The organism is Paraburkholderia atlantica (assembly GCF_009362785.1).
Classification (GTDB): domain Bacteria; phylum Pseudomonadota; class Gammaproteobacteria; order Burkholderiales; family Burkholderiaceae; genus Paraburkholderia; species Paraburkholderia atlantica.
Genome location: NZ_WHNQ01000037.1, coordinates 23,121 through 41,849, shown reverse-complemented (window position 1 = coordinate 41,849; position 18,729 = coordinate 23,121). Strand labels below are relative to the sequence as shown.

The window sequence follows — 18,729 nt, the reverse complement described above, 5'->3', positions numbered from 1 at the left end:
TTCTATCCGGTGGCTTATGTCGATTCCGTCTCCCGCTGAATTCCCCGATAGCCCGCTGTCGCGAGCGCTCGCCCAGCCATTGATGCTCGGTCTGTTCCTGCCGATCCAGAGCGGCGGCTGGTCGATGTCGACGCTGCCGCGCACCACCGACTGGAGCTTCGACTACAACGCGCGCCTCACGCGCAAGGCCGAGGACCTCGGCTTCGATCTCGTGTTCGGGCTCGCGCAGTGGCTCGGCAAGGACGGCCACGGCGGCGCGCTGCGCTACCGGCGCGAATCGCTCGATTCGTTCATCACGATCGCGTCGCTCGCGTCGATCACGCACCGCATCCTGCTGGTCTCGACGCTGCACATTCTGTACGGCAATTGGCACCCGCTGCATCTCGCGAAATTCGGCGCGACGCTCGACCATATTTCGGGCGGCCGCTGGGGGCTGAACATGGTGACCGGCCATTCGATCGACGAGGCCGAAATGTTCGGCCGCGAAGGCCATTTCGAACACGACCAGCGCTACGAGATGGCGGGCGAGTTCATCGAACTGATGGAGCGGCTGTGGTCGCTCGACGACAACCTGACGTTCGACGGCAAGTGGTATCACACGCGCAACGCGTTCGTGTCGCCGAAGCCGCGCTATGGGCGTCCAGTGCTCGTCAACGCGACGAGTTCGCCGGCCGGGATCAACTACGCGGCGAAACACTCGGACCTGATCTTCATCACGAGTTCGGCCGGCGCGCAGATCGACGCGGCGCTCGACGTGCTGCCGGCGCACACGGCCCAGGTGAGGGCGGCGGCACAGTCGCACGGCCGGCAGGTGCGCACGCTGATCAACCCGACCATCGTCTGCCGGCCGACCGAGCGCGAGGCGCGCGCGTATCACGACGCGATCCTTTCGCATGCCGATTTCGGCGCGGTCGATGGCTTCACCGGACGCCGCAGCGACGCCCAGGCCTGGAAGGGCCATCAGCGCGAGCAGCGGGTGCTCGGCGGCAACATCCAGATCATCGGTTCACCCGAGCATGTCGTCGACGATCTGCTGCGCCTGAAAGCGGCCGGCATCGATGGCGTGCAACTGACTTTCTACGATTTCGAGCCCGATCTCGCGTACTTCGGCGAGGCGGTGCTGCCGCTGCTCGAGCAGGCCGGTCTGCGGGTGCGTGTGCAGTCCGCGGCGTAGTGACATAGCAGGCGCAAACAACACATACGGGTTCATCCGATACACAAGGAGTCTTGCTGATGGGAACGATCGATTCGAATCTGGCCGCCGATCCCGGCCTCGCAGTGGTGCAGCCGCAATCGGCGGCGCTGCGCGAGCTCGTCACGGCGATTGCGGCCGGCGCGGCGGCACGCGAGCGCGGCGAGGGCGATGCGCGCGACGCGATCGCACTGGTGCGCGCCGCGCGCCTCGGCGTCTTCCGCGTACCGAAGCACGAAGGCGGCGCGGGCGCCACGTTGCCGCAGCTCTTCGAGCTCGTGCTCGATCTGGCGGAGGCCGACTCGAATATTCCGCACATCCTGCGCAATCATTTCGCCTTCGTCGAGAAGGCACTGCGCGCGCGTCAACTGCCGCAGTACCAGCGCTGGACTCAACGCGTGCTCGCAGGCGAGCTGTTCGGCCTCGGCGCGAGCGAGCTCGGCACGCAGAACATCGGCGACGGCGACGGCAATACGCGCCTCGAGCCGGCCGGCGCCGGCTACCGGCTGACGGGCACCAAGTACTACAGCACCGGCAACCTGTACTTCGATCACATCATCGTCAATGCGAAGACTCCGGACGGCCGGTTCGTCGGCGCGCGCGTGTCGGTGCGGCAGCCCGGCGTCGACGTGCGCGACGACTGGGACGGCATCGGCCAGCGCCAGACCGCGAGCGGCACCACGGTCTTCAGCAACGTCGAGGTCGCGGCCGAAGACGTGCTCGTCTACGCCGACGAAGTGCAGCTGCCGCAGCAGGCCACCTTCGCGCAGCTCTACCTGACGACGATCATCGCCGGCATCTTGCGCCGCGTCGCGAAGGACGCGGTGGAACTGGTGCAGCAGCGCCAGCGCAACTTCTATCACGCAGTGGCGCCGCGCCCGGCCGACGATCCGCTGCTGCAGGAAACGGTGGGCGAATTGCAGAGCGCGGCGTTCGTCGCCGAGGCCGCAGTGCTGAACGCGGCGGCCGTGCTCGGCGAGGCGTTCGACAGCGCGATCGCCGGCCAGCCCGACGATGCGCTGTTCGTGGAAGCGGCACTGCGCAGCGCCAAAGCGAAGGTCGTGATCGATCAGCTCGCGCTGCAGGGCGCGACGCGCATCTTCGACGTGGGCGGCGCGTCCGCCGCGAAGCAGGCGTCGCAACTCGACCGCCACTGGCGCAACATCCGCACGATTGCCTCGCATAACCCGGGGCTCTACAAGGCGCGAGTGCTCGGCAACCACGCGCTGAACGGCGTACCGCTGCCGGCCGCCGCCTTCTTCTGAGTGATTGCCGCTCCGCTTGCTGCCCGCGCGGCCGCAGGCGGACCCCGAGAGTTCTTACTTCCCCGACATCCGACGATGAGTCAATCCAACGTTCCGCTTATTGGTCCCGCCGCGTTGCGCGCCGCGCTTGCTGCCCGCGACGAGCTCGCGATCCTCGACGTGCGCGAAGAGGGCGTCTGCGCACGCCGCCGGCTGTTCTATTCGTCCATCGCGCCCGTCGGGCGGCTCGGCCTCGTGGTCGGGCAGCTCGTGCCGCGCCGTACCACACCGATCGTGCTGGTCGACGAAGCCGGCGAATACACGCCGCGCGCCGCCGCGCTGCTGGCCCGCTTTGGCTATACGAACGTGTCGATTCTCGAAGGAGGTGTGGCAGGCTGGGAGGCGGCCGGCTTCGAGGTGTTCAGCGGGACCAACGTGCCCGGCAAGGCGTTCGGCGAAGTGATCGAGCAGCGCCTCCACACCCCCAATATCGATGCGCCGACGCTGAAGCGTCTGCAGGATGCCGGCGAGGACATCGTGGTGCTCGACAGCCGCCCGTTTCCCGAATACCAGACGATGAACATTCCGGGCGGCATCGAATGCGCCGGTGCTGAGCTCGTCTATCGCGCGCTTGCCGCAGCGCCTTCGCCCGATACGCTGATCGTCGTCAACTGCGCGGGGCGCACGCGCAGCATTCTCGGCGCGCAATCGCTCGTCAATGCCGGCATCCCCAATCCGGTCGCCGCGCTGACCGGAGGTTCGATGTCGTGGCTGCTGGCCGGGCTCGAACTCGAGCGCGGTCAGATCCGCACGGCCCCGCGTCCCGAAGAGACCGCGCTCGCCGGTGCGCGCACGCTTGCACAGCGCGCGGCGGCCAAAGCGGGAGTCGTCGAGATCGACCGCGCGACACTTGCGCGCTTCGAAAGCGAGGCGGCGACGCATACGCTGTACCGCTTCGACGTGCGCAGTCCGCTCGAATACGAAGCGGGCCACCGCGCCGGCTGGCGCTCGGCGCCCGGCGGGCAGCTCGTGCAGGCGACCGATGAGTACGTCGGCACGTTGCACGCGCGGGTCGTGCTCGGCGACGACGATGGCGTGCGGGCGCGGATGACCGCATCGTGGCTCGTGCAGCTCGGTTATCTGCAGGTGTTCGTGCTGGCCGATGACGACGCTTCCGCCGCTGTCGAAGCCGGCCCCGAGCCGCGCGAAGTGCTGCGCACTCCTGGCCGCACGCGATGGATCGAAGCGGATCAGCTCGCGCGCGCGCTCGAAGCGGGCAGCGTGCAGCTGGTGGACGTGGACAGCAGCCTCGCGTTTCGCCGCGCGCATATCGCCGGCGCGCGCTTCATTGCCGCGAGCGCGTTGCAGGATCTGCTCCCTCGCATCGACGACCCGGCGCGCCAGCTCGTGCTCACGTCGAGCGACGGCGTGCTCGCCGGCCTGCTCGCCGACGAGTTGCGCGAGCGGCACGAGAACGTCGCGGCGCTGCTCGGCGGGACCTCGCGCTGGCTCGCACTCGGTCTGCCGCAGGCCGCGGGCGACGACGGCAATCTGACCGGCGACGACGATGCGTGGTACAGCCCGTATCACTACCCGCCGGGCCAGGCCGCGCAGCAAATGGAGTCGTACCTCGCATGGGAGCTGCAACTGGTAGCGCAGCTCGAACGCGACGGCATCGCGTCGATCGACGTGATCGACTTCGACACCGCCACCCGCGCGCGCAGCGCCGAATGGCTGGCGACGCTACAGAGCACGGTGTGAGCGTGCACGGCCATCGATCGTTGCAAAGGACACAAACATGAGCGCGTATCGCAGACTCCATCTGAACACCAACGTTACCGGCATGGGCCGTCATCCCGCCGGCTGGCGCACGCTCGACAACCCGAAGTCGATCGTCGACCTCGGCTTCTTCACCTCGATCGCCCGGATCGCCGAGCGCGGCAAGCTCGATGCGGTGTTCCTGTCCGACGCGCTGGCGTTGCGCGGTCACGCGCACGGGCCCTCGCAGTCGCTGGAGCCGACCGTGCTGCTCACGGCGCTCGCCGGCGTGACGCAACACGTCGGGCTGATCGGGACCGCATCGACGACGTTCAACGATCCGTTCAACCTCGCGCGCCGCTTCGCGTCGGTGGACCATCTGAGCGCTGGGCGGGTCGCGTGGAATGCGGTGACCACTTACGACCCGCAGGCGGCCGCCAATTTCAGTTTCGGCGAAGCGCCGGACAAGCCGGCGCGGTACGCGCGCGCGGCGGAGTTCGTCGACGTCGTGCTGAAGCTGTGGGATAGCTGGGAAGACGATGCGCTCGTCGCCGATCGCGCGAGCGGCCTCTATGCGGACCCGGCGCGCGTGCACGCAATCGGGCATCGCGGGCCGCATTTTCAGGTGCGCGGGCCGCTGAATCTGCCGCGCAGCCCGCAAGGCAGGCCGGTGCTGGTGCAGGCCGGCGGATCGGAAGCCGGCGTTGCGCTTGCCGCACGCGATGCCGACGCGGTGTTCACCGCGCAGACCACCTTCGAGGGCGCACAGGCGTTCTACCGCGACATCAAGGCACGCGCCGCAGCGCACGGCCGCGATCCGGCTCATCTGCTGGTCCTGCCCGGCCTCTATCCGGTGATCGGCGGCACGCTCGCCGAAGCGCGCCAACGCAAGGCCGAGATGGACGCGCTGCTCGAGCGCAGTGCGGAACTCGCGAAGTTCGCCGGCGCGCTCGGTGTCGAGCCCACCGACCTGCGTCTCGATGAGCCGCTGCCGTATGAGCTGATCGACAGCGGTGTGCGCTCCGACGTCTCCGGCGGCTTTATCCGCTCGACGGTGCTGCTCGCCCGCAGCGAGAACCTGACGGTGCGCGATCTGCTCGATCGCAATCCCGGCGCGCACCGGATGCTGGTGGGCACGCCGGAGACCATCGCGGACGACATCGAGCGCTGGTTCACCGGCCGCGCGGCGGATGGCTTCAATCTGAATGCGGATGTGTTTCCGTCGGGGCTCGAGGATTTCGTCGATCAGGTCGTGCCGCTGTTGCAGCGCAAGGGCATCTTCCGCCGCGAGTACGAAGGCACGACGCTGCGTGAACACTATGGTCTGCCACGGCCGCCCAGCCGCTATGCCGATGCGCAAGCGGGCGTCGCCGCCGCGGCCGATGCGGTCTCTTGAAGGAGGGGAAATGAGTATGTCCACACGTGATTCCACTTTTGCGGTGACTCCCGCGCCGGCTGCCGGCGCGATGTTACTGCGACGCTTGACGCTGCGCGAACCGCTGCTGCGTTGCCTCGTGCCGGTGCTGCTGATCGCGGTGTGGCAGCTGGCTTCGTCGCTGGGCGTGGCCAGCGAATTCGTGCTGCCGTCGCCCGCGTCGGTGCTCGCCGCGTATCGCGAGTTGTGGCAGTCGGGCGATCTGCAGGACGCGCTGAAGGTGTCGCTCGCGCGTGCGGCGCTGGGCCTGCTGATCGGCGGGGGCGCGGGGATGCTGCTGGGCGTGGCCTCCGGCTTGAGCAAGTCCGCCGAACGCGGCTTCGACAGCGTGCTGCAGATGCTGCGTACCATACCGTTCATCGCGCTCGTGCCGATCTTCGTCGTGTGGTTCGGCATCGGCGAAGTGTCGAAGGTCGCGCTGATCGTGGGAGCGGCCATTTCGCCGATGTATCTGAGCACCTATCACGCGATCCGCGGTATCGATCCGAAGCTGCTGGAACTCGGCCGCACGTTCCGGCTGACGCGCGCGCATCAGGTCCGCCTCATCATCCTGCCGATGTCGCTGCCCGGCATACTCGTCGGCGTTCGCTACGCGGCGGCGATCTCGCTGCTGGCGCTGGTGGCCGCTGAGCAGATCAACGCAAGCGCGGGCATCGGCTACATCCTGAACAACGCCAACCAGTTCCAGCGTACCGACATCATCATCGCGGGCATCCTCGTGTATGCGGCGCTGGGCATCAGCGTCGACGCGCTGCTGCGCTACATCGAGCGCAAAGCGCTCGCCTGGCGAGGTGCGCATGTCTGAGCTCGCATACCAGACGGATCGGCCGACGGCGTCTGTCGTCGCGAGCCTGTCGCGCGTCGGCAAGCGCTATGGCGAGAACACTGTGCTCGATCAGGTCGACTTCACGGTGCAAAAGGGCGAAGTGGTCGCGCTCGTCGGACCGTCCGGCACCGGCAAGACCACGTTGCTGCGACTGCTCGCCGGACTCGAATCGGCAACGAGCGGCCGCGCGGAAGTGTCGGCGAATACCTCGGTGGTGTTCCAGGAACCGCGCCTGATCGGAGCCCTGCGGGTGTGGGCGAACGTGCTGCTGGACGACGCGCGCAAGCCGGATGCAAAAGAACGGGCGCGCGCCGCGCTGCAAGACGTGGGTCTCGAAGACAAGCTGTCGAGTTGGCCCGTCAGCCTTTCGGGCGGCCAGGCGCAGCGCGTGGCCGTGGCTCGCGCGCTGTATCGGCGGCCCGACCTGATGCTGCTCGACGAACCGTTCAGCGCGCTGGACGCATTCACACGGCGAAGCATCCAGAGTCTCGTGCTGAAGCTGTGGGACCACTACCGGTTCGGCCTCGTGATCGTGACTCATGACCTCGACGAGGCATTGATACTCGCCGACCGGATCGTAATTCTTTCCAAAGGCAGGATCTGCCACGAAACGCGGGTCGATTTGCCGCGCGAGCGTGACGTGACCTCGCCGGAATTCAATGCGCTGAAGCGTGACCTGCTGCGGCAGTTTTCGCTCAGCGTGTCCTGACTTTTTTCATTCATCACCAGGGTTGCCATGTCGCTAAAGAAATCGCTATTCGCAGGTGTTGCCGCATTGCTTGCTACTTTCACGCTCGCCTCCTCGGGTACGGCTCACGCCCAAAGCCAGCAGGCCGATCTGAAGAACGCAAAGCTCGTGATCGCCTATCAGGACCCCGCATTTCCCGCGCTGATCCGCAAATCGGGCGTGGTCGACGGAACGCCTTACCAGATCGAATGGGTGCTGCTGACAGGGCCGGCCGCGAATCTGTCCGCGCTGTACGCGGGCCGCATCGATCTGGGTCACATGGGCGACACGTCGCTCACGATCGAGCAGGCCAACGCGCGCACCGATTGGACCAAGGACTCGACGCCGTTGCGCATCGTCGCGGGCTGGCGCAACGCGTATTCCAAAGACTATCCGCCGGAGATCACGGCGCTGCGCACGAGCTCGGGCATCACGAGCGTACAGGCGATCAAGGGACACAAGTTCGGCTATAACTACGGCGGCTATAACCATGCGCAATATCTGGCGACGCTGGTCAAGGCGGGGTTGAGCGAGAAAGACGTGCAGCCGATCAAGTTCGCGGACGGCGCGACATCGGCGGCGGGCTTCAACGCGGGGCAGGTCGACGTCTATTCGGGCGCGCTCGGCCCGGTCCTGCCGACGATCAGGTCGGGCACGGGCCACGTTCTGCTGAGCGACCGCGACACGAAGATTCCGGCGCTCAACGTATGGACGACGACTTCCGCCAACCTGAAAGATCCCGCCAAGGTCGCGGCGCTGCAGGACTTCTTCTCCCGCATGTCGGGTTACTGGTCCTGGCACGATGCGCACAAGGATGAGGTGATCGGCATCCTCAAGGACACGCTGAAGATCTCCGATGAACGCGCCGCGTTCGAGTACCAGGTGCGCAGCGGCAGCTTCGTCAAGTTCGACAAGGGCCTGCTCGGTGAGGAACAGAACATCGCCGACATCCTGTACGACGGGCACGCGATCCGCAAGAAGGTGAAGGTCGACGTCGAATACGATCCGCGCTTCAACGCGGCGCAGAAAGCGATCTGGCCGATCCCGTCCAGGGACTGATTCGCTGTTGCGATCCCGGATGCCGCGCGACGTCCTCACGAGAACTGATGACACGACCATGACGACAACCACGAACGAATCGAGCAGCGTTATCGCCGCACAACGCCGTGAAGCGGTACAGGATCTGCTTGCCGACGCCCGCTCGATCATCCTTGAAAAGGGCGTTACGCGCGAAGCATTGAAGGCGATCAGCGCGCTGCTGCTCCAGCTCGCGACGCGGCACACACTGTTCGACGCGACTGATTTTCCGCCGCCGCGCCTCGACAGCGGCGATACGTCGACCCGCTACAGGCTCAATCCCGGCGAAGACGGACTGGCGTTGTATCTGAACTCGCTGCTGCCCGGCAAGACGACGATTCCGCACAACCACGACACGTGGGCCGTGATCGCGGCGATCGAAGGCGCGGAGCTGAACCGTATCTACCGGCGCACCGACGATGGCCGCGACCCGGAGCGCGCAACGCTCGAACTGTTGCACGAAGTGGTGGTGCGGCCCGGCATTCCGATCGCCTTTCTTCCCGACGATATCCACAGTATTCATGTCGGCGGCGCGGAGCCGACGCTGCATCTTCATCTGTATGGCCGTCCGCTTGAAACGCTGACGGGCCGCCTCGGCTTCGAAACCGATACCGGCCTCGTGGTGCGCTACAACGCGAAACACCTGCAGCGCGCGACTCAGGCAGTCGGTTGATGGCGTCGTCCGATCCCAACTTCGTGCTTTCCGATTCTCCAATGGCAGACACTTTTTCGCTGATCCCTGCGACCACCGTACGTGAATGGTTGAACGACGAGGAAGAGATTGCGTTCTTCGACGTGCGAGAAGCCGGCGAGTTCGGTGAAGGCCATCCGTTCTTCGCGGTTCCACTGCCGTATAGCCGGCTCGAACTCGATATCGTCCGCCTCGCGCCGCGGCGCGAAGTACGCATCGTCCTGCTCGATGCCGGCACGGATGACGCAGCAATCTCACGGCGCGCCGCACGTCGGCTTCATGCGTTGGGCTACACGCGACTGTTCGTTCTGAAAGACGGCGCGCGCGGCTGGGCCGCGGCCGGCTACACGCTGTTCAAGGGCGTGAACGTGCCGTCGAAAACCTTCGGCGAACTCGTCGAGCATGCGTACGAGACGCCGCACATTTCGGCGGCCGATCTCGCCAGATTGAAGGCGGAGCGCGCGCCGCTGATTCTGCTGGACGGACGCACCGTCGAAGAGCACACGAAGATGACGATTCCGGGCGCGGTGAGCTGCCCCAACGGCGAATTGGCCTATCGTTTCGGTGCGCTGGCGGCGGACCCGCGCACGCCTGTCGTGATTCATTGCGCGGGGCGTACGCGCAGCATCATCGGCGCGCAGTTGCTGCGCAGTCTGGGCGTGCCGAATCCGGTCGTCGCGCTCGAAAACGGCACACAAGGCTGGGCGCTTGCCGGTCTGGAACTGGAGCACGGCAGCGCGCGACGCTATCCGGATAGCGTCGAAGACAGTGTATCGAGCGAAGCGCGTGACCGTGCCGCGTTACTCGCCGCACGGTTCGCCGTGACCACGCTCGACGCACGGGCCGCGCAAGCATGGCTCGACGCCGCTGACCGCACCACGTATCTGCTCGACGTGCGCAGCGCCGCCGAGTTCGCGCGCGACGGCGTGCCCGCCGCCGTGCACGCACCCGGCGGACAATTGCTTCAGGCAACGGATCAGACCATCGGCGTGCGCCGTGCTCGCGTGCTGCTGGTCGATTACGACGGCATACGCGCGCCTGTCATTGCGACGTGGCTCGTGCAACTGGGCCTTGAAACCGCGTTGGTCGAGGCACGGGATGCACACGCACTGCGGCGTCACGGGCGGCAAGCCACTGCGCATGGCGCGGTCGAAGAAGACCTGATCGATGCGGACGGACTACGCAAGCTGCGCGGCGCAGCAGACGTGCACGTGCTCGATCTGCGCTCCAGCGCCGCGTATCGCGTCGGCCATCCCGAGCGGGCGCGCTGGTCGATCCGTCCACGCTTGGCTGCGGCACTTGAAAAAGCGGGGCGCTCGCATCGCATCGTGCTGCTGGCGGATTCACAGGAGCTGGCCGCGCTCGCCGCGGTCGATCTGCGCGAGGCTCGCTTCAGCAATGTATCCATTGCGAAAGAGGGCATCGATACATTCAGGCAAGCAGGCTACCCGATCGAAGCGTCGCCGCAGACCCCTGCGGATCGTGAGCGGATCGACTACCTGTTTTTTGTGCATGACCGCCACGAAGGCAACCTCGATGCGGCGCGTGCCTATCTCGCCTGGGAAACCGGCTTGATTGCGCAGTGTGCGCCAGACGAGCTTCGCCAGTTTTGCATCGACGTGCAAGCGGCCCACGCGGACACGCTTGCCCAGCCGATTCTTTGATGATCGCGTGTGTGCCCGGACTACCGGATATCGACGATGGCTTCGCGTGCATCGATCTTGCGCAGGGCGACGTGCTCGCGATAAGCGAGATCGGCGCAGTCCTCACTCGCCGCCGACGGCATTACGATCACCGCATTCTTTCATTCTGCCGAATGCTTATCAGGCCACGTACGGAATGAATATTCCTATTGATTGGTTTGTGCGTGGTGTGCGGTTTCTTACACTTGGTCGCTCTTCATACAGGAGTGCCATCCGTGAGTTCCTCTGCGCAATCGAATCTGGACACCTCATTTGAAAATCTGCGCATCCGGCGTGTGGCGGGATTGATTGGCGGAGAAGTTCAGGATTTCAAGCTCTCCCCAGCGCTCGACGAGTCCGTGATCGACACGCTCCATCGCGCGCTGGTGAAGTACAAGGTGCTGTTCTTCCGCGATCAGGGACATCTGGACGACGTGTCGCACCAGGCGTTCGGCGCACGATTCGGCGAAACCGTCGCGCATCCGACCGTGCCGTCGCCGGAAGGCACGGCGCTGTTCGAGCTGGATGCGTCCAAAGGTGGCGGCCGCGCAGATTCCTGGCACACGGACGTCACTTTCGTCGATGCGTTCCCGAAGATTTCTATTCTTCGCGGCGTGAAGATTCCGGCTTACGGCGGCGATACGGTGTGGGCCAACACGGCCGTCGCCTACGAACGTCTGCCGGACGATCTGAAGCGGCTCGCCGACTCCCTGTGGGCCGTGCATACCAACGATTACGACTACGGTGCAGAGCGTATAGCAGGAACCGACACGCAGTCCGCCGCGGCGCGTCTCGCGCATCACCAGAACGTGTTCGTTTCGGCCGTGTACGAGGCCGAGCATCCGATCGTGCACGTGCATCCGGTGTCGGGCGAAAGAGCCTTGCTGTTGGGCCACTTCATCAAACGCATCGTGGGTTTGTCGAGTTCGGAGTCCGCGCGAATCTTCGAGATCCTGCAAAACCGCGTGATCCGCCTCGAAAACACCGTGCGCTGGCAGTGGCGTCAGAACGATGTGGCGATCTGGGACAACCGCGCAACGCAACACTACGCGGTGAACGATTACGGCACCCAGGAGCGCCTCGTGCGTCGCGTGACTGTGGCGGGCGAGCGCGCGGTTTCCGTCGACGGCCGTCATAGTCGCACGCTTCGGCGGCCGGAACCGACAACGCAAGTGGACTCGCCGCAGGCCACGCGCGAGCCGGCCGCTTCCGCCGCCTGAGCGGGTTCGACGATAACCAATACGAGGCTCTCCGCACATGACACAACGACGACGCCTGCTTCAGGCCGCCGCCGTATTGGGCGCAACGGCGATGCTGCCAGGCCTGGTTCGCGCGCAATCCGGCGCAAAGAAGTACGCCGGTGTGACGCTCAACGTATCGGTGTTCAGCACCGCATACACGAAACTGCTTCAACAATGGTTGCCGGAATTCGAAGCAGCGAGCGGCGCGAAGGTGAACTTCGATACACCTTCGTTTCCGGTGTACAACCAGCGCGCTGACCTCGAATTGTCCACGCGGGGTTCCGCGTATGACGTGCTGAACGTCACGTTCATCTACAGTAGCCGCTGGATCAATTCGGGCTGGCTGACACCGCTCGACGACTTCATCAAGAATCCCGCGCTTACCGCGGCGGACTGGGACGTCAAGGATTTCCTGCCGGGCGCGCTCGCGTCTGAAACCGGCAAGGATGGCAAGCTGTATGGCATTCCCTGGAATGCCGAAGCACTGCTGTCGGGCTCGTCGCGCTTCGATCTCGTGAAGGCAGCGGGCTTCGCGTATCCCGACACGACCGACGATCTCGTCAAGGTGCTGAGGGCCGTCAACAAGAAGGAACGCGTCGCGGGCTACGTCGCGGACAGCCACTATGGCTGGACCTTCGTGCCGTATCTGCAGGCATTCGGTGGCAATGTGTTCCGCGCGCCGCCGGACGACCTGTTTCCCACGCTCGACACGCCGGAGGCGATTGCCGCCGCCGAGTATTACGCGAACCTGATCAGCGAGTTCGGTCCGGACGGTGGCGTGACGTACACGCCCGATCAGGTCACGCAGGCCCTGATGCTCGGCCGCACGAATTTTACGGATGCCGGTCAGATCTACCTCGCCCAACTCGGCGACCCCGTGGCGAGCAGGACCGTGAAGACGGCGAGCTTCGGGCTCGTGCCGAAGGGACCGGCCGGACGTTTTCCCGGCGTTGCCGTGCATGGCCTGGGCATTCCCGCCGGCTCGAAGAACAAGGAAGCGGCGTGGTCATTCATTCAGTGGGCGCTGTCGAAGCAGATCACACGGCGGACCGTCGCTGCCGGTTACGGATCGCCCGCGCGGCGTTCGGACATAGACTCGAAGGAATTCCGCACGCGGCAGTTGATCAATGGTCACGATCTTGCGGAGCTTTCACTGCAATCCATCGATCTCGCGGCGAAATCCGGTCATATGAAGTACCGCACGGTCGCGGTCTATCCGCAGGTCGATCAGCAGCTCAACGCGGCGATCGCGCGCATCGCGACGAAGCAGCTGTCGGCACGCCAGGCGATGCAGCAGGCGCAAGCGGCGTCGATTGCGGAACTGAGACGGGCCGGCATCAAGATCTGACGGCTACGACATGTCGACGCCATTACTTCCCGCTGCGAGCTGGGTGTCGCAACAGCGGCGCGCATTCCTGCTCGGGCTGACACCGTCGTTGATCGCCTTGGCGGCCGTTACGCTCGTGCCGACCGTGGTGCTCATCGTCGTCAGTCTGACTCCGCTGAGCCTCACGAACCCGGCCGCGAGTTTTCGCTTCGACGATCCACTCGTCAACTATCGGCAACTGCTGCACGACACGCGGTTTCTGGATTCGGTGCGCACGCAGCTCAAGTTGTCGGTGGCGAGCGTAACGTCACAACTGGCTATCGGCCTCGGGCTTGCGCTGCTGCTCGACGGCAAGTCGGCGTTTCTCAGGGGCGTGCGTACCGTTTTTCTGATTCCGATGGTGTTGCCGCCGATTGTCGCCGCGCTGATCTGGAAGATCCTTTATTCACCGGATATCAGCCCGCTGCATCGTGTGCTGGAGTCGGCCGGTTATCCGGTGAGTTCGTTGATCGCGAATCCGTCGACCGCGCTGTGGGCAGTCGCCGCCGCCGACACGTGGCAATGGTTCCCGTTCACGATGCTAATGGTGCTGGCCACATTGCAGACCATTCCCGACGATCCGCTCGAAGCGGCGAGCCTCGATGGCGCGGGGCGCTGGCAATTGTTCCGCTATATCGTGCTGCCATACCTGCGTCCGGTGCTGGTGGTCTGCGGATTGTTCCGGCTCATCGACAGCTTCAAGGCGTTCCCATTGATCTACGTGTTGACCAACGGCGGCCCCGGCACCGTAACGGAAGTCGCCAACTACTACAGCTTCATCGAGGCATTCAATTTCTCTTATTGGGGCTACGGGAGCGCGATTGCGACGGTCATCCTCGTCGGTGTCTTCCTGCTGAGCTGGCTGGTCGGCAAACTCGGATGGAATAGCCATGACGCAGAGTAGTACTTCGATCGATCGCGATCTGCCCGGCGCAATTGGAGTGAGCGAAGACGGACACACGGCGCCTGTCGGCCGCCGACGCCGCAAGGGCACGAGGATGTATCGGCTGGGAGCGGAGTGGCAACGTCATGCGCGCGCGGTGGTGGTCGCCGCGCTGCTGCTGGTACTGCTGTTTCCGTTCCTGTGGCTCGTGCAACTGGCGTTGCGTCCCGCTGACACGATATTCGACGACGGGCTGCTCTTCAAGCCGACCCTCGATGCCTTCAGAGGTCTCTTTCATAGCAGCTTCGTAGGCTCGTTCGTGAACAGCCTCATAGTCAGCACGTTGTCCACGCTGCTTTCGTTGCTGATCGGCGTGCCGGCGGCTTACACGCTGACGCGCTGGAAGTTTCGCGCACGCAAGCAGGTCGCGCTATGGATTCTGACCACGCGTATGGCGCCGCCGGTCGCGTTCACGATTCCGTTCTATCTCGCGTACCGGTGGCTCGGGCTTCAGGACACTATCGCGGGGCTTGTGATCGTGTATCTGACGTTCAATCTGTCGATTGTCATCTGGCTGATGCAAACCTTCTTCGAGGCCGTGCCGCGCACACTTGAAGAAGCCGCGCAGATCGACGGCTGCGGCATCTGGCAAGCCTTCTGGCGCGTCACGCTGCCGCTTGCGGCGCCCGGACTCGCGGCCACTGCCGTGCTGTGCTTCATCTTCTCGTGGAACGACTTCTTCTACGCCTTGATTCTCACGCGGACTAATGCGATCACCGCGCCGGTGTCGATCGTGAATTTTCTCCAGTACGAAGGCTGGGAATGGACCAAGGTCGCCGCCGCCGGCACGCTGGTCATGCTGCCGGTCGTTCTGTTCACGGTACTGGTCCGTACATACCTGGTGCGCGGCCTGACCGCGGGCGGACTGAAGGACTAAAAAGAATTGCGAAATAGGGGATTCAACGCGCCATGTCTTCGCTCAGCATCCGCAATGTTCACAAACGCTACGACAATACCGAGGCCATTGGCGGCATCGATGTCGAAATCGCCGACGGAGAATTCGTGGCGCTCGTCGGTCCGTCGGGCTGCGGCAAGTCCACGTTGCTGCGGATGATCGCAGGACTGGAGTCGGTCACAGAAGGCGACATCATGCTGGGCGATCAATCGATCAACGAGTTCGCGCCGAAAGATCGCAACATCGCGATGGTGTTCCAGAATTACGCGCTTTATCCGCATATGACTGTCGCGCAGAATCTTGCTTTTTCTCTGCAATTGAAAGGCGCGTCCAAGGCGGAGATGGCGGTACGCGTGAACGACGTGGCGCAAAGCCTTGGACTGACTCCGCTGCTTGAACGCCTGCCGCGCCAGCTATCGGGGGGACAAAGACAGCGTGTCGCGATGGGCCGCGCGATCGTGCGTCAACCGCAGGCCTTTCTGTTCGACGAGCCGCTGTCGAACCTCGACGCGAGCTTGCGCGTCAAGATGCGCACGGAGATCAAGGCCTTGCACCAGCGGCTGCGTACCACCACGATTTACGTAACGCACGATCAGGTCGAAGCGATGACGATGGCTGACCGTATCGTCGTACTCAAGGATGGATTGATCGAACAGGTGGGCACGCCGCTCGAACTGTATGACACGCCGCGCAATGCGTTCGTTGCGGGGTTCATCGGCTCGCCGTCGATGAACTTCATTCACGGACACCTGGATCTAAACAACGGTGCACGCGTGATAACGGACGGTGGCCTGCAGTTGCCGTTGGCGACAAGGCCCAACGCGGAGCAAGGAGCCCGCGTCGTTTATGGCGCGAGGCCTGAAGACTTCCGGCTCGATGGAAGTGGACGCGGCCTACCGGCTGAAGTGGTGGTAGTGGAACCGACCGGATCGGAGACGCAGATAGCGGTGCGCTTTGCCGGGCAGGATCTCATCGTCGCGTATCGTGAGCGTATCGACGCCCGGCCGGGGGACCGGATCCATCTGCTCCCTTGCGGGGAGCGGGCGCATCTGTTCGATGCGCACAGCGGAGGCCGGTTGAATTAAAGAGTAAAGAGACGACGATCTTCGCAGACCTTTGCGGACGGCGGTCAGACTACAAGTCCTGGCTGCCGGCTTTGCAATAGACGAGGCTGCTTGGCATCGCAAGATTGGGTCCCAGGACTCGACTTGCCGGGCCGACCAATGCGCCGCTGCGATGCACCGGGGCGCGTCTGAGACAGCGGCAGGATTCAGGCTTTGATGGGCTGCGGTCGTGGCTCGCACAAACCGACCGCTACGACATCGAGCAAGGTTCCTAACGCGGGGCATTCAAGACTACGACACCTGTGCTAGTTGCGCTGGAGGGAGCGAGGCACCAGCGAATTCACATCGCGGCCGACTGGCAGCCCAATCGCCGAGAGAAGGCATCGGGCTTCGGTGTAACCGCTCTCCGGATAGCGCTCGAAGATTCGGTTGAATTCTTCGACAAGCAGACGGGCACGTTTCGGCACGGGAGCGTCTGGTCCCAGCATCAAGGCGGTTCGCCCGAACTTGACTGGTCCAGCCTTGATCACGGCGCGCAGAGCCGAATTCGCGCTGCCGCGCCCGAACAACTCCATGCCGTATGCGCGGATCATCGCGCGCACGATTGCCTCAGCAGCAGGTGTAAGCGGCGGCAAGGCCTCTACCAAGCGGAGATGCGGCGAGCGCACATCCGGCGCGGTGAAGCGTCCGACATCTTCAATGTCGGCCTCCAGCCTATGAACCGGCAGGTCCGCACTGAAAAGCAGCAGCCGTATGTGGTCGTAGAGCGCGTCTTCGGCTGGATCGATGACTGTAGTCTCCATCATTCTTTTTCCCCGGGCGGCGACGTTGGCCCAACCGGGCCAGGGCGAAACTGCAAGAGGCGAGGCGGGCCGTGCGGGCGTGCCGCACGGTACCCGCTTCGCTTCTCGGCGGTTGGCATCGGGTCGGTGCTCTTTAGGTCCGTCGGACATACCGTTCCGAAACGACCGAGCGTCCATGGATCCAGGCGACCGCAAGCTCCAGCGCTTCATCGCGCGCCTCCTCCACGTTGGAGAAGTCTCCATCAACGCCGAGCGTGCGTATCTCGCCTGCCCGATCGGTGATGACGGCCGTCGCTGCGTAGCGACCCTTCTCGGTGGCGGTAACCACCGGCCTGATCTCACAGCCGTGATACTCCATCATGTTCTCCGCTTGCATATCACACCTCCGGCAGAGTGTTGTACCTCAGGCGACACAGATGATTCGGGATATGCAGCCTCTCACGAAGCGCGAACCTGACCACGCGCTCCAGTTCGCCTGCCCGTGGGAAGCCCCACCGACAAACAGATCGAAACACGCAACGCTTGGTCGCGACTGCCTGAGCGATAGATAAAATAGCGCAAGGAACGCGAATTTCAAGAGGCCCTGCAACATGTCATCCGGGAGGCTTCATGGAACTTTTCGACAGGCTTCAGGAGCAGATCGACACCGTGCGTCTGCCGCTCTTTGCCGTCACCGTCACGGCGGTGGCGCAGGTGAATACCCCGCTTTTTGCGATACTCCACTGGCACGGATTCCGGCGAGCGACGCCGCTTGTCCTGCCCGGCATCGAGATCCCGCGACGACCGGTTCCGGGGTCGGCCTTTCGCTTCGACGCACCGTGGCACAGCTTTGAGACCGTGGACGCCATGCTGCTGGATGCCGCCTGGCAATCCGGCGCGTGGGACGTCGAGCGCGTCGAGCGGCGAGGCTGCAACGTGATCGGTGCCAGCGAGGCCGAAGCGCTCGCTTGCCGTCAGGCGTTCGGAAACTATCCCGAGCACGGGGCCCGCGACCCGCAGCTCGTCAGTGACGATATGGACCGCGACGCGCTGATGCGTCTTGCCGCGCACAGCGGCTACCTGCGCTGGCTATTCCGCCCGGTCAAAGGCGGCCTCTGGGGCACGCTCAACGAACCCGACGACACCCTCGATGCGGATGGTGGACGCCAGCCGCCCTGTCCGGTGCCGCCTGCCCCCCCCCGCCCGGATCGGCGCGGCCGCACGGTTTATCGCCTCGGCAAGGTGCAGCGCCTGCTGCTGCCGCGTTGAAAAATTCTGTTACAAATTGACATTTTCAGGCCCCTTGAAGCGCGGCATTGGCGCCTCTATTTCGCTTTCCGCCAGACATTGGCTCGGCTGCACCGCGGCGAATTACGCGCCCGGATCCCCGCAGCCGGATTCCCTTATTGGTGATCCTTTAATCGCTCAGGAGATGGAAATGCAGATTCGTCCCCTCTACGACCGGGTTATCGTCAAGCGAATCGAAACGCAGCGGACGACGGCTTCGGGCATCGTGATTCCCGATTCAGCGGCAGAAAAACCAGAACAAGGCGAAGTCGTCGCAGTCGGCAGCGGCCGGCTGCTGCAGGATGGAACGCTGCGCGCGCTCCAGCTGAAAGTCGGTGATCACGTGCTGTTCGGCAAATACGCAGGCCAGACCGTCAAGGTCGACGGCGAGGAGTTGCTCGTCATGCGCGAGGAAGACGTCATGGGAGTCCTCGAGGCCGACGCGAGTGCCGCCCGAAAGGCCGCCTGAAACCGCGTTACGGTCGCGGACACCCGACCGGCTGTTCGCGACGCGTTTAG

The 18,729-nt window shown here is 64.4% G+C and carries 18 protein-coding genes; 16 read left to right on the top strand and 2 right to left on the bottom strand.

The window, feature by feature from the left end:
• Window positions 1-16 precede the first annotated feature (16 nt).
• From GCT19_RS33680 to GCT19_RS33610, 14 genes are all read left to right on the top strand, one after another.
• Entirely contained in the window at window positions 17-1,174 is a 1,158-nt protein-coding gene (locus GCT19_RS33680; protein ID WP_018432773.1) for an LLM class flavin-dependent oxidoreductase, read from the top strand.
• A 59-nt stretch (window positions 1,175-1,233) separates the two neighbouring features.
• On the top strand, window positions 1,234-2,457 hold the full coding sequence (locus GCT19_RS33675; RefSeq protein ID WP_152854351.1) for an acyl-CoA dehydrogenase family protein: 1,224 nt from the start codon (window positions 1,234-1,236) through the stop codon (window positions 2,455-2,457).
• Window positions 2,458-2,532: 75 nt separating this feature from the next.
• Window positions 2,533-4,197, top strand: coding sequence for a rhodanese-like domain-containing protein (locus GCT19_RS33670; protein ID WP_152854350.1), 1,665 nt, complete (start codon window positions 2,533-2,535; stop codon window positions 4,195-4,197).
• Between the two features lie 37 nt (window positions 4,198-4,234).
• On the top strand, window positions 4,235-5,590 hold the full coding sequence (locus GCT19_RS33665; RefSeq protein WP_152854349.1) for an LLM class flavin-dependent oxidoreductase: 1,356 nt from the start codon (window positions 4,235-4,237) through the stop codon (window positions 5,588-5,590).
• A 10-nt stretch (window positions 5,591-5,600) separates the two neighbouring features.
• A complete protein-coding gene (locus GCT19_RS33660) occupies window positions 5,601-6,434 on the top strand; it encodes an ABC transporter permease (protein WP_152854348.1) in 834 nt (277 codons plus the stop codon).
• A complete protein-coding gene (locus GCT19_RS33655; protein WP_152854347.1) occupies window positions 6,427-7,164 on the top strand; it encodes an ABC transporter ATP-binding protein in 738 nt (245 codons plus the stop codon). The genes GCT19_RS33660 and GCT19_RS33655 overlap by 8 nt, the downstream gene beginning before the upstream one ends.
• Before the next feature lie 27 nt (window positions 7,165-7,191).
• Window positions 7,192-8,241, top strand: coding sequence for an ABC transporter substrate-binding protein (locus GCT19_RS33650; RefSeq protein ID WP_152854346.1), 1,050 nt, complete (start codon window positions 7,192-7,194; stop codon window positions 8,239-8,241).
• A 58-nt stretch (window positions 8,242-8,299) separates the two neighbouring features.
• Complete coding sequence (locus tag GCT19_RS33645; protein WP_152854345.1) at window positions 8,300-8,932, top strand: cysteine dioxygenase family protein; 633 nt, start codon at window positions 8,300-8,302, stop codon at window positions 8,930-8,932.
• 41 nt (window positions 8,933-8,973) lie between these two features.
• On the top strand, window positions 8,974-10,614 hold the full coding sequence (locus GCT19_RS33640) for a rhodanese-like domain-containing protein (RefSeq protein WP_152854344.1): 1,641 nt from the start codon (window positions 8,974-8,976) through the stop codon (window positions 10,612-10,614).
• Window positions 10,615-10,868: 254 nt separating this feature from the next.
• Window positions 10,869-11,852, top strand: a complete 984-nt coding sequence (locus GCT19_RS33630; protein ID WP_018432783.1) for a TauD/TfdA dioxygenase family protein — start codon at window positions 10,869-10,871, stop codon at window positions 11,850-11,852.
• A 37-nt stretch (window positions 11,853-11,889) separates the two neighbouring features.
• Window positions 11,890-13,221: an ABC transporter substrate-binding protein gene (locus tag GCT19_RS33625; RefSeq protein ID WP_152854342.1), complete on the top strand. Its 1,332-nt coding sequence runs from the start codon at window positions 11,890-11,892 to the stop codon at window positions 13,219-13,221.
• Between the two features lie 10 nt (window positions 13,222-13,231).
• A complete protein-coding gene (locus GCT19_RS33620) occupies window positions 13,232-14,143 on the top strand; it encodes a carbohydrate ABC transporter permease (RefSeq protein ID WP_152854341.1) in 912 nt (303 codons plus the stop codon).
• On the top strand, window positions 14,130-15,059 hold the full coding sequence (locus GCT19_RS33615) for a carbohydrate ABC transporter permease (RefSeq protein WP_152854340.1): 930 nt from the start codon (window positions 14,130-14,132) through the stop codon (window positions 15,057-15,059). Before GCT19_RS33620 ends, GCT19_RS33615 begins: the two co-directional genes overlap by 14 nt.
• Window positions 15,060-15,091: 32 nt before the next feature.
• The gene (locus GCT19_RS33610) at window positions 15,092-16,162 is read left to right on the top strand and encodes an ABC transporter ATP-binding protein (protein ID WP_152854339.1); all 1,071 of its coding nucleotides are present in this window, start codon (window positions 15,092-15,094) and stop codon (window positions 16,160-16,162) included.
• A gap of 284 nt (window positions 16,163-16,446) precedes the next feature.
• Here GCT19_RS33610 and GCT19_RS33605 read toward each other — a convergent pair whose 3' ends face one another.
• Together GCT19_RS33605 and GCT19_RS33600 are read right to left on the bottom strand one after the other, a co-directional pair.
• Window positions 16,447-16,947, bottom strand: coding sequence for a hypothetical protein (locus GCT19_RS33605; protein WP_227749390.1), 501 nt, complete (start codon window positions 16,945-16,947; stop codon window positions 16,447-16,449).
• Between the two features lie 130 nt (window positions 16,948-17,077).
• Window positions 17,078-17,320: a hypothetical protein gene (locus GCT19_RS33600; RefSeq protein WP_152854338.1), complete on the bottom strand. Its 243-nt coding sequence runs from the start codon at window positions 17,318-17,320 to the stop codon at window positions 17,078-17,080.
• Between the two features lie 233 nt (window positions 17,321-17,553).
• Between GCT19_RS33600 and GCT19_RS33595 the strand changes: the two genes are divergently transcribed.
• Both GCT19_RS33595 and GCT19_RS33590 read left to right on the top strand, forming a co-directional pair.
• Window positions 17,554-18,192, top strand: a complete 639-nt coding sequence (locus GCT19_RS33595; protein WP_152854337.1) for a diguanylate cyclase — start codon at window positions 17,554-17,556, stop codon at window positions 18,190-18,192.
• 169 nt (window positions 18,193-18,361) lie between these two features.
• Entirely contained in the window at window positions 18,362-18,679 is a 318-nt protein-coding gene (locus GCT19_RS33590; protein ID WP_152854336.1) for a co-chaperone GroES, read from the top strand.
• Window positions 18,680-18,729: the final 50 nt, after the last annotated feature.

What these genes read in the sequence shown, in the direction of transcription:
- GCT19_RS33665 (WP_152854349.1), top strand. Translation starts at nt 4,235, where the DNA reads ATGAGCGCGTATCGCAGACTCCATCTGAACACCAACGTTACCGGCATG.
- GCT19_RS33605 (WP_227749390.1), bottom strand. Translation starts at nt 16,947, where the DNA reads ATGATGGAGACTACAGTCATCGATCCAGCCGAAGACGCGCTCTACGAC.
- GCT19_RS33625 (WP_152854342.1), top strand. Translation starts at nt 11,890, where the DNA reads ATGACACAACGACGACGCCTGCTTCAGGCCGCCGCCGTATTGGGCGCA.
- GCT19_RS33660 (WP_152854348.1), top strand. Translation starts at nt 5,601, where the DNA reads ATGAGTATGTCCACACGTGATTCCACTTTTGCGGTGACTCCCGCGCCG.
- GCT19_RS33610 (WP_152854339.1), top strand. Translation starts at nt 15,092, where the DNA reads ATGTCTTCGCTCAGCATCCGCAATGTTCACAAACGCTACGACAATACC.
- GCT19_RS33620 (WP_152854341.1), top strand. Translation starts at nt 13,232, where the DNA reads ATGTCGACGCCATTACTTCCCGCTGCGAGCTGGGTGTCGCAACAGCGG.
- GCT19_RS33675 (WP_152854351.1), top strand. Translation starts at nt 1,234, where the DNA reads ATGGGAACGATCGATTCGAATCTGGCCGCCGATCCCGGCCTCGCAGTG.
- GCT19_RS33670 (WP_152854350.1), top strand. Translation starts at nt 2,533, where the DNA reads ATGAGTCAATCCAACGTTCCGCTTATTGGTCCCGCCGCGTTGCGCGCC.
- GCT19_RS33615 (WP_152854340.1), top strand. Translation starts at nt 14,130, where the DNA reads ATGACGCAGAGTAGTACTTCGATCGATCGCGATCTGCCCGGCGCAATT.
- GCT19_RS33640 (WP_152854344.1), top strand. Translation starts at nt 8,974, where the DNA reads ATGGCAGACACTTTTTCGCTGATCCCTGCGACCACCGTACGTGAATGG.
- GCT19_RS33680 (WP_018432773.1), top strand. Translation starts at nt 17, where the DNA reads ATGTCGATTCCGTCTCCCGCTGAATTCCCCGATAGCCCGCTGTCGCGA.
- GCT19_RS33590 (WP_152854336.1), top strand. Translation starts at nt 18,362, where the DNA reads ATGCAGATTCGTCCCCTCTACGACCGGGTTATCGTCAAGCGAATCGAA.
- GCT19_RS33595 (WP_152854337.1), top strand. Translation starts at nt 17,554, where the DNA reads ATGGAACTTTTCGACAGGCTTCAGGAGCAGATCGACACCGTGCGTCTG.
- GCT19_RS33645 (WP_152854345.1), top strand. Translation starts at nt 8,300, where the DNA reads ATGACGACAACCACGAACGAATCGAGCAGCGTTATCGCCGCACAACGC.
- GCT19_RS33650 (WP_152854346.1), top strand. Translation starts at nt 7,192, where the DNA reads ATGTCGCTAAAGAAATCGCTATTCGCAGGTGTTGCCGCATTGCTTGCT.
- GCT19_RS33600 (WP_152854338.1), bottom strand. Translation starts at nt 17,320, where the DNA reads ATGCAAGCGGAGAACATGATGGAGTATCACGGCTGTGAGATCAGGCCG.
- GCT19_RS33655 (WP_152854347.1), top strand. Translation starts at nt 6,427, where the DNA reads ATGTCTGAGCTCGCATACCAGACGGATCGGCCGACGGCGTCTGTCGTC.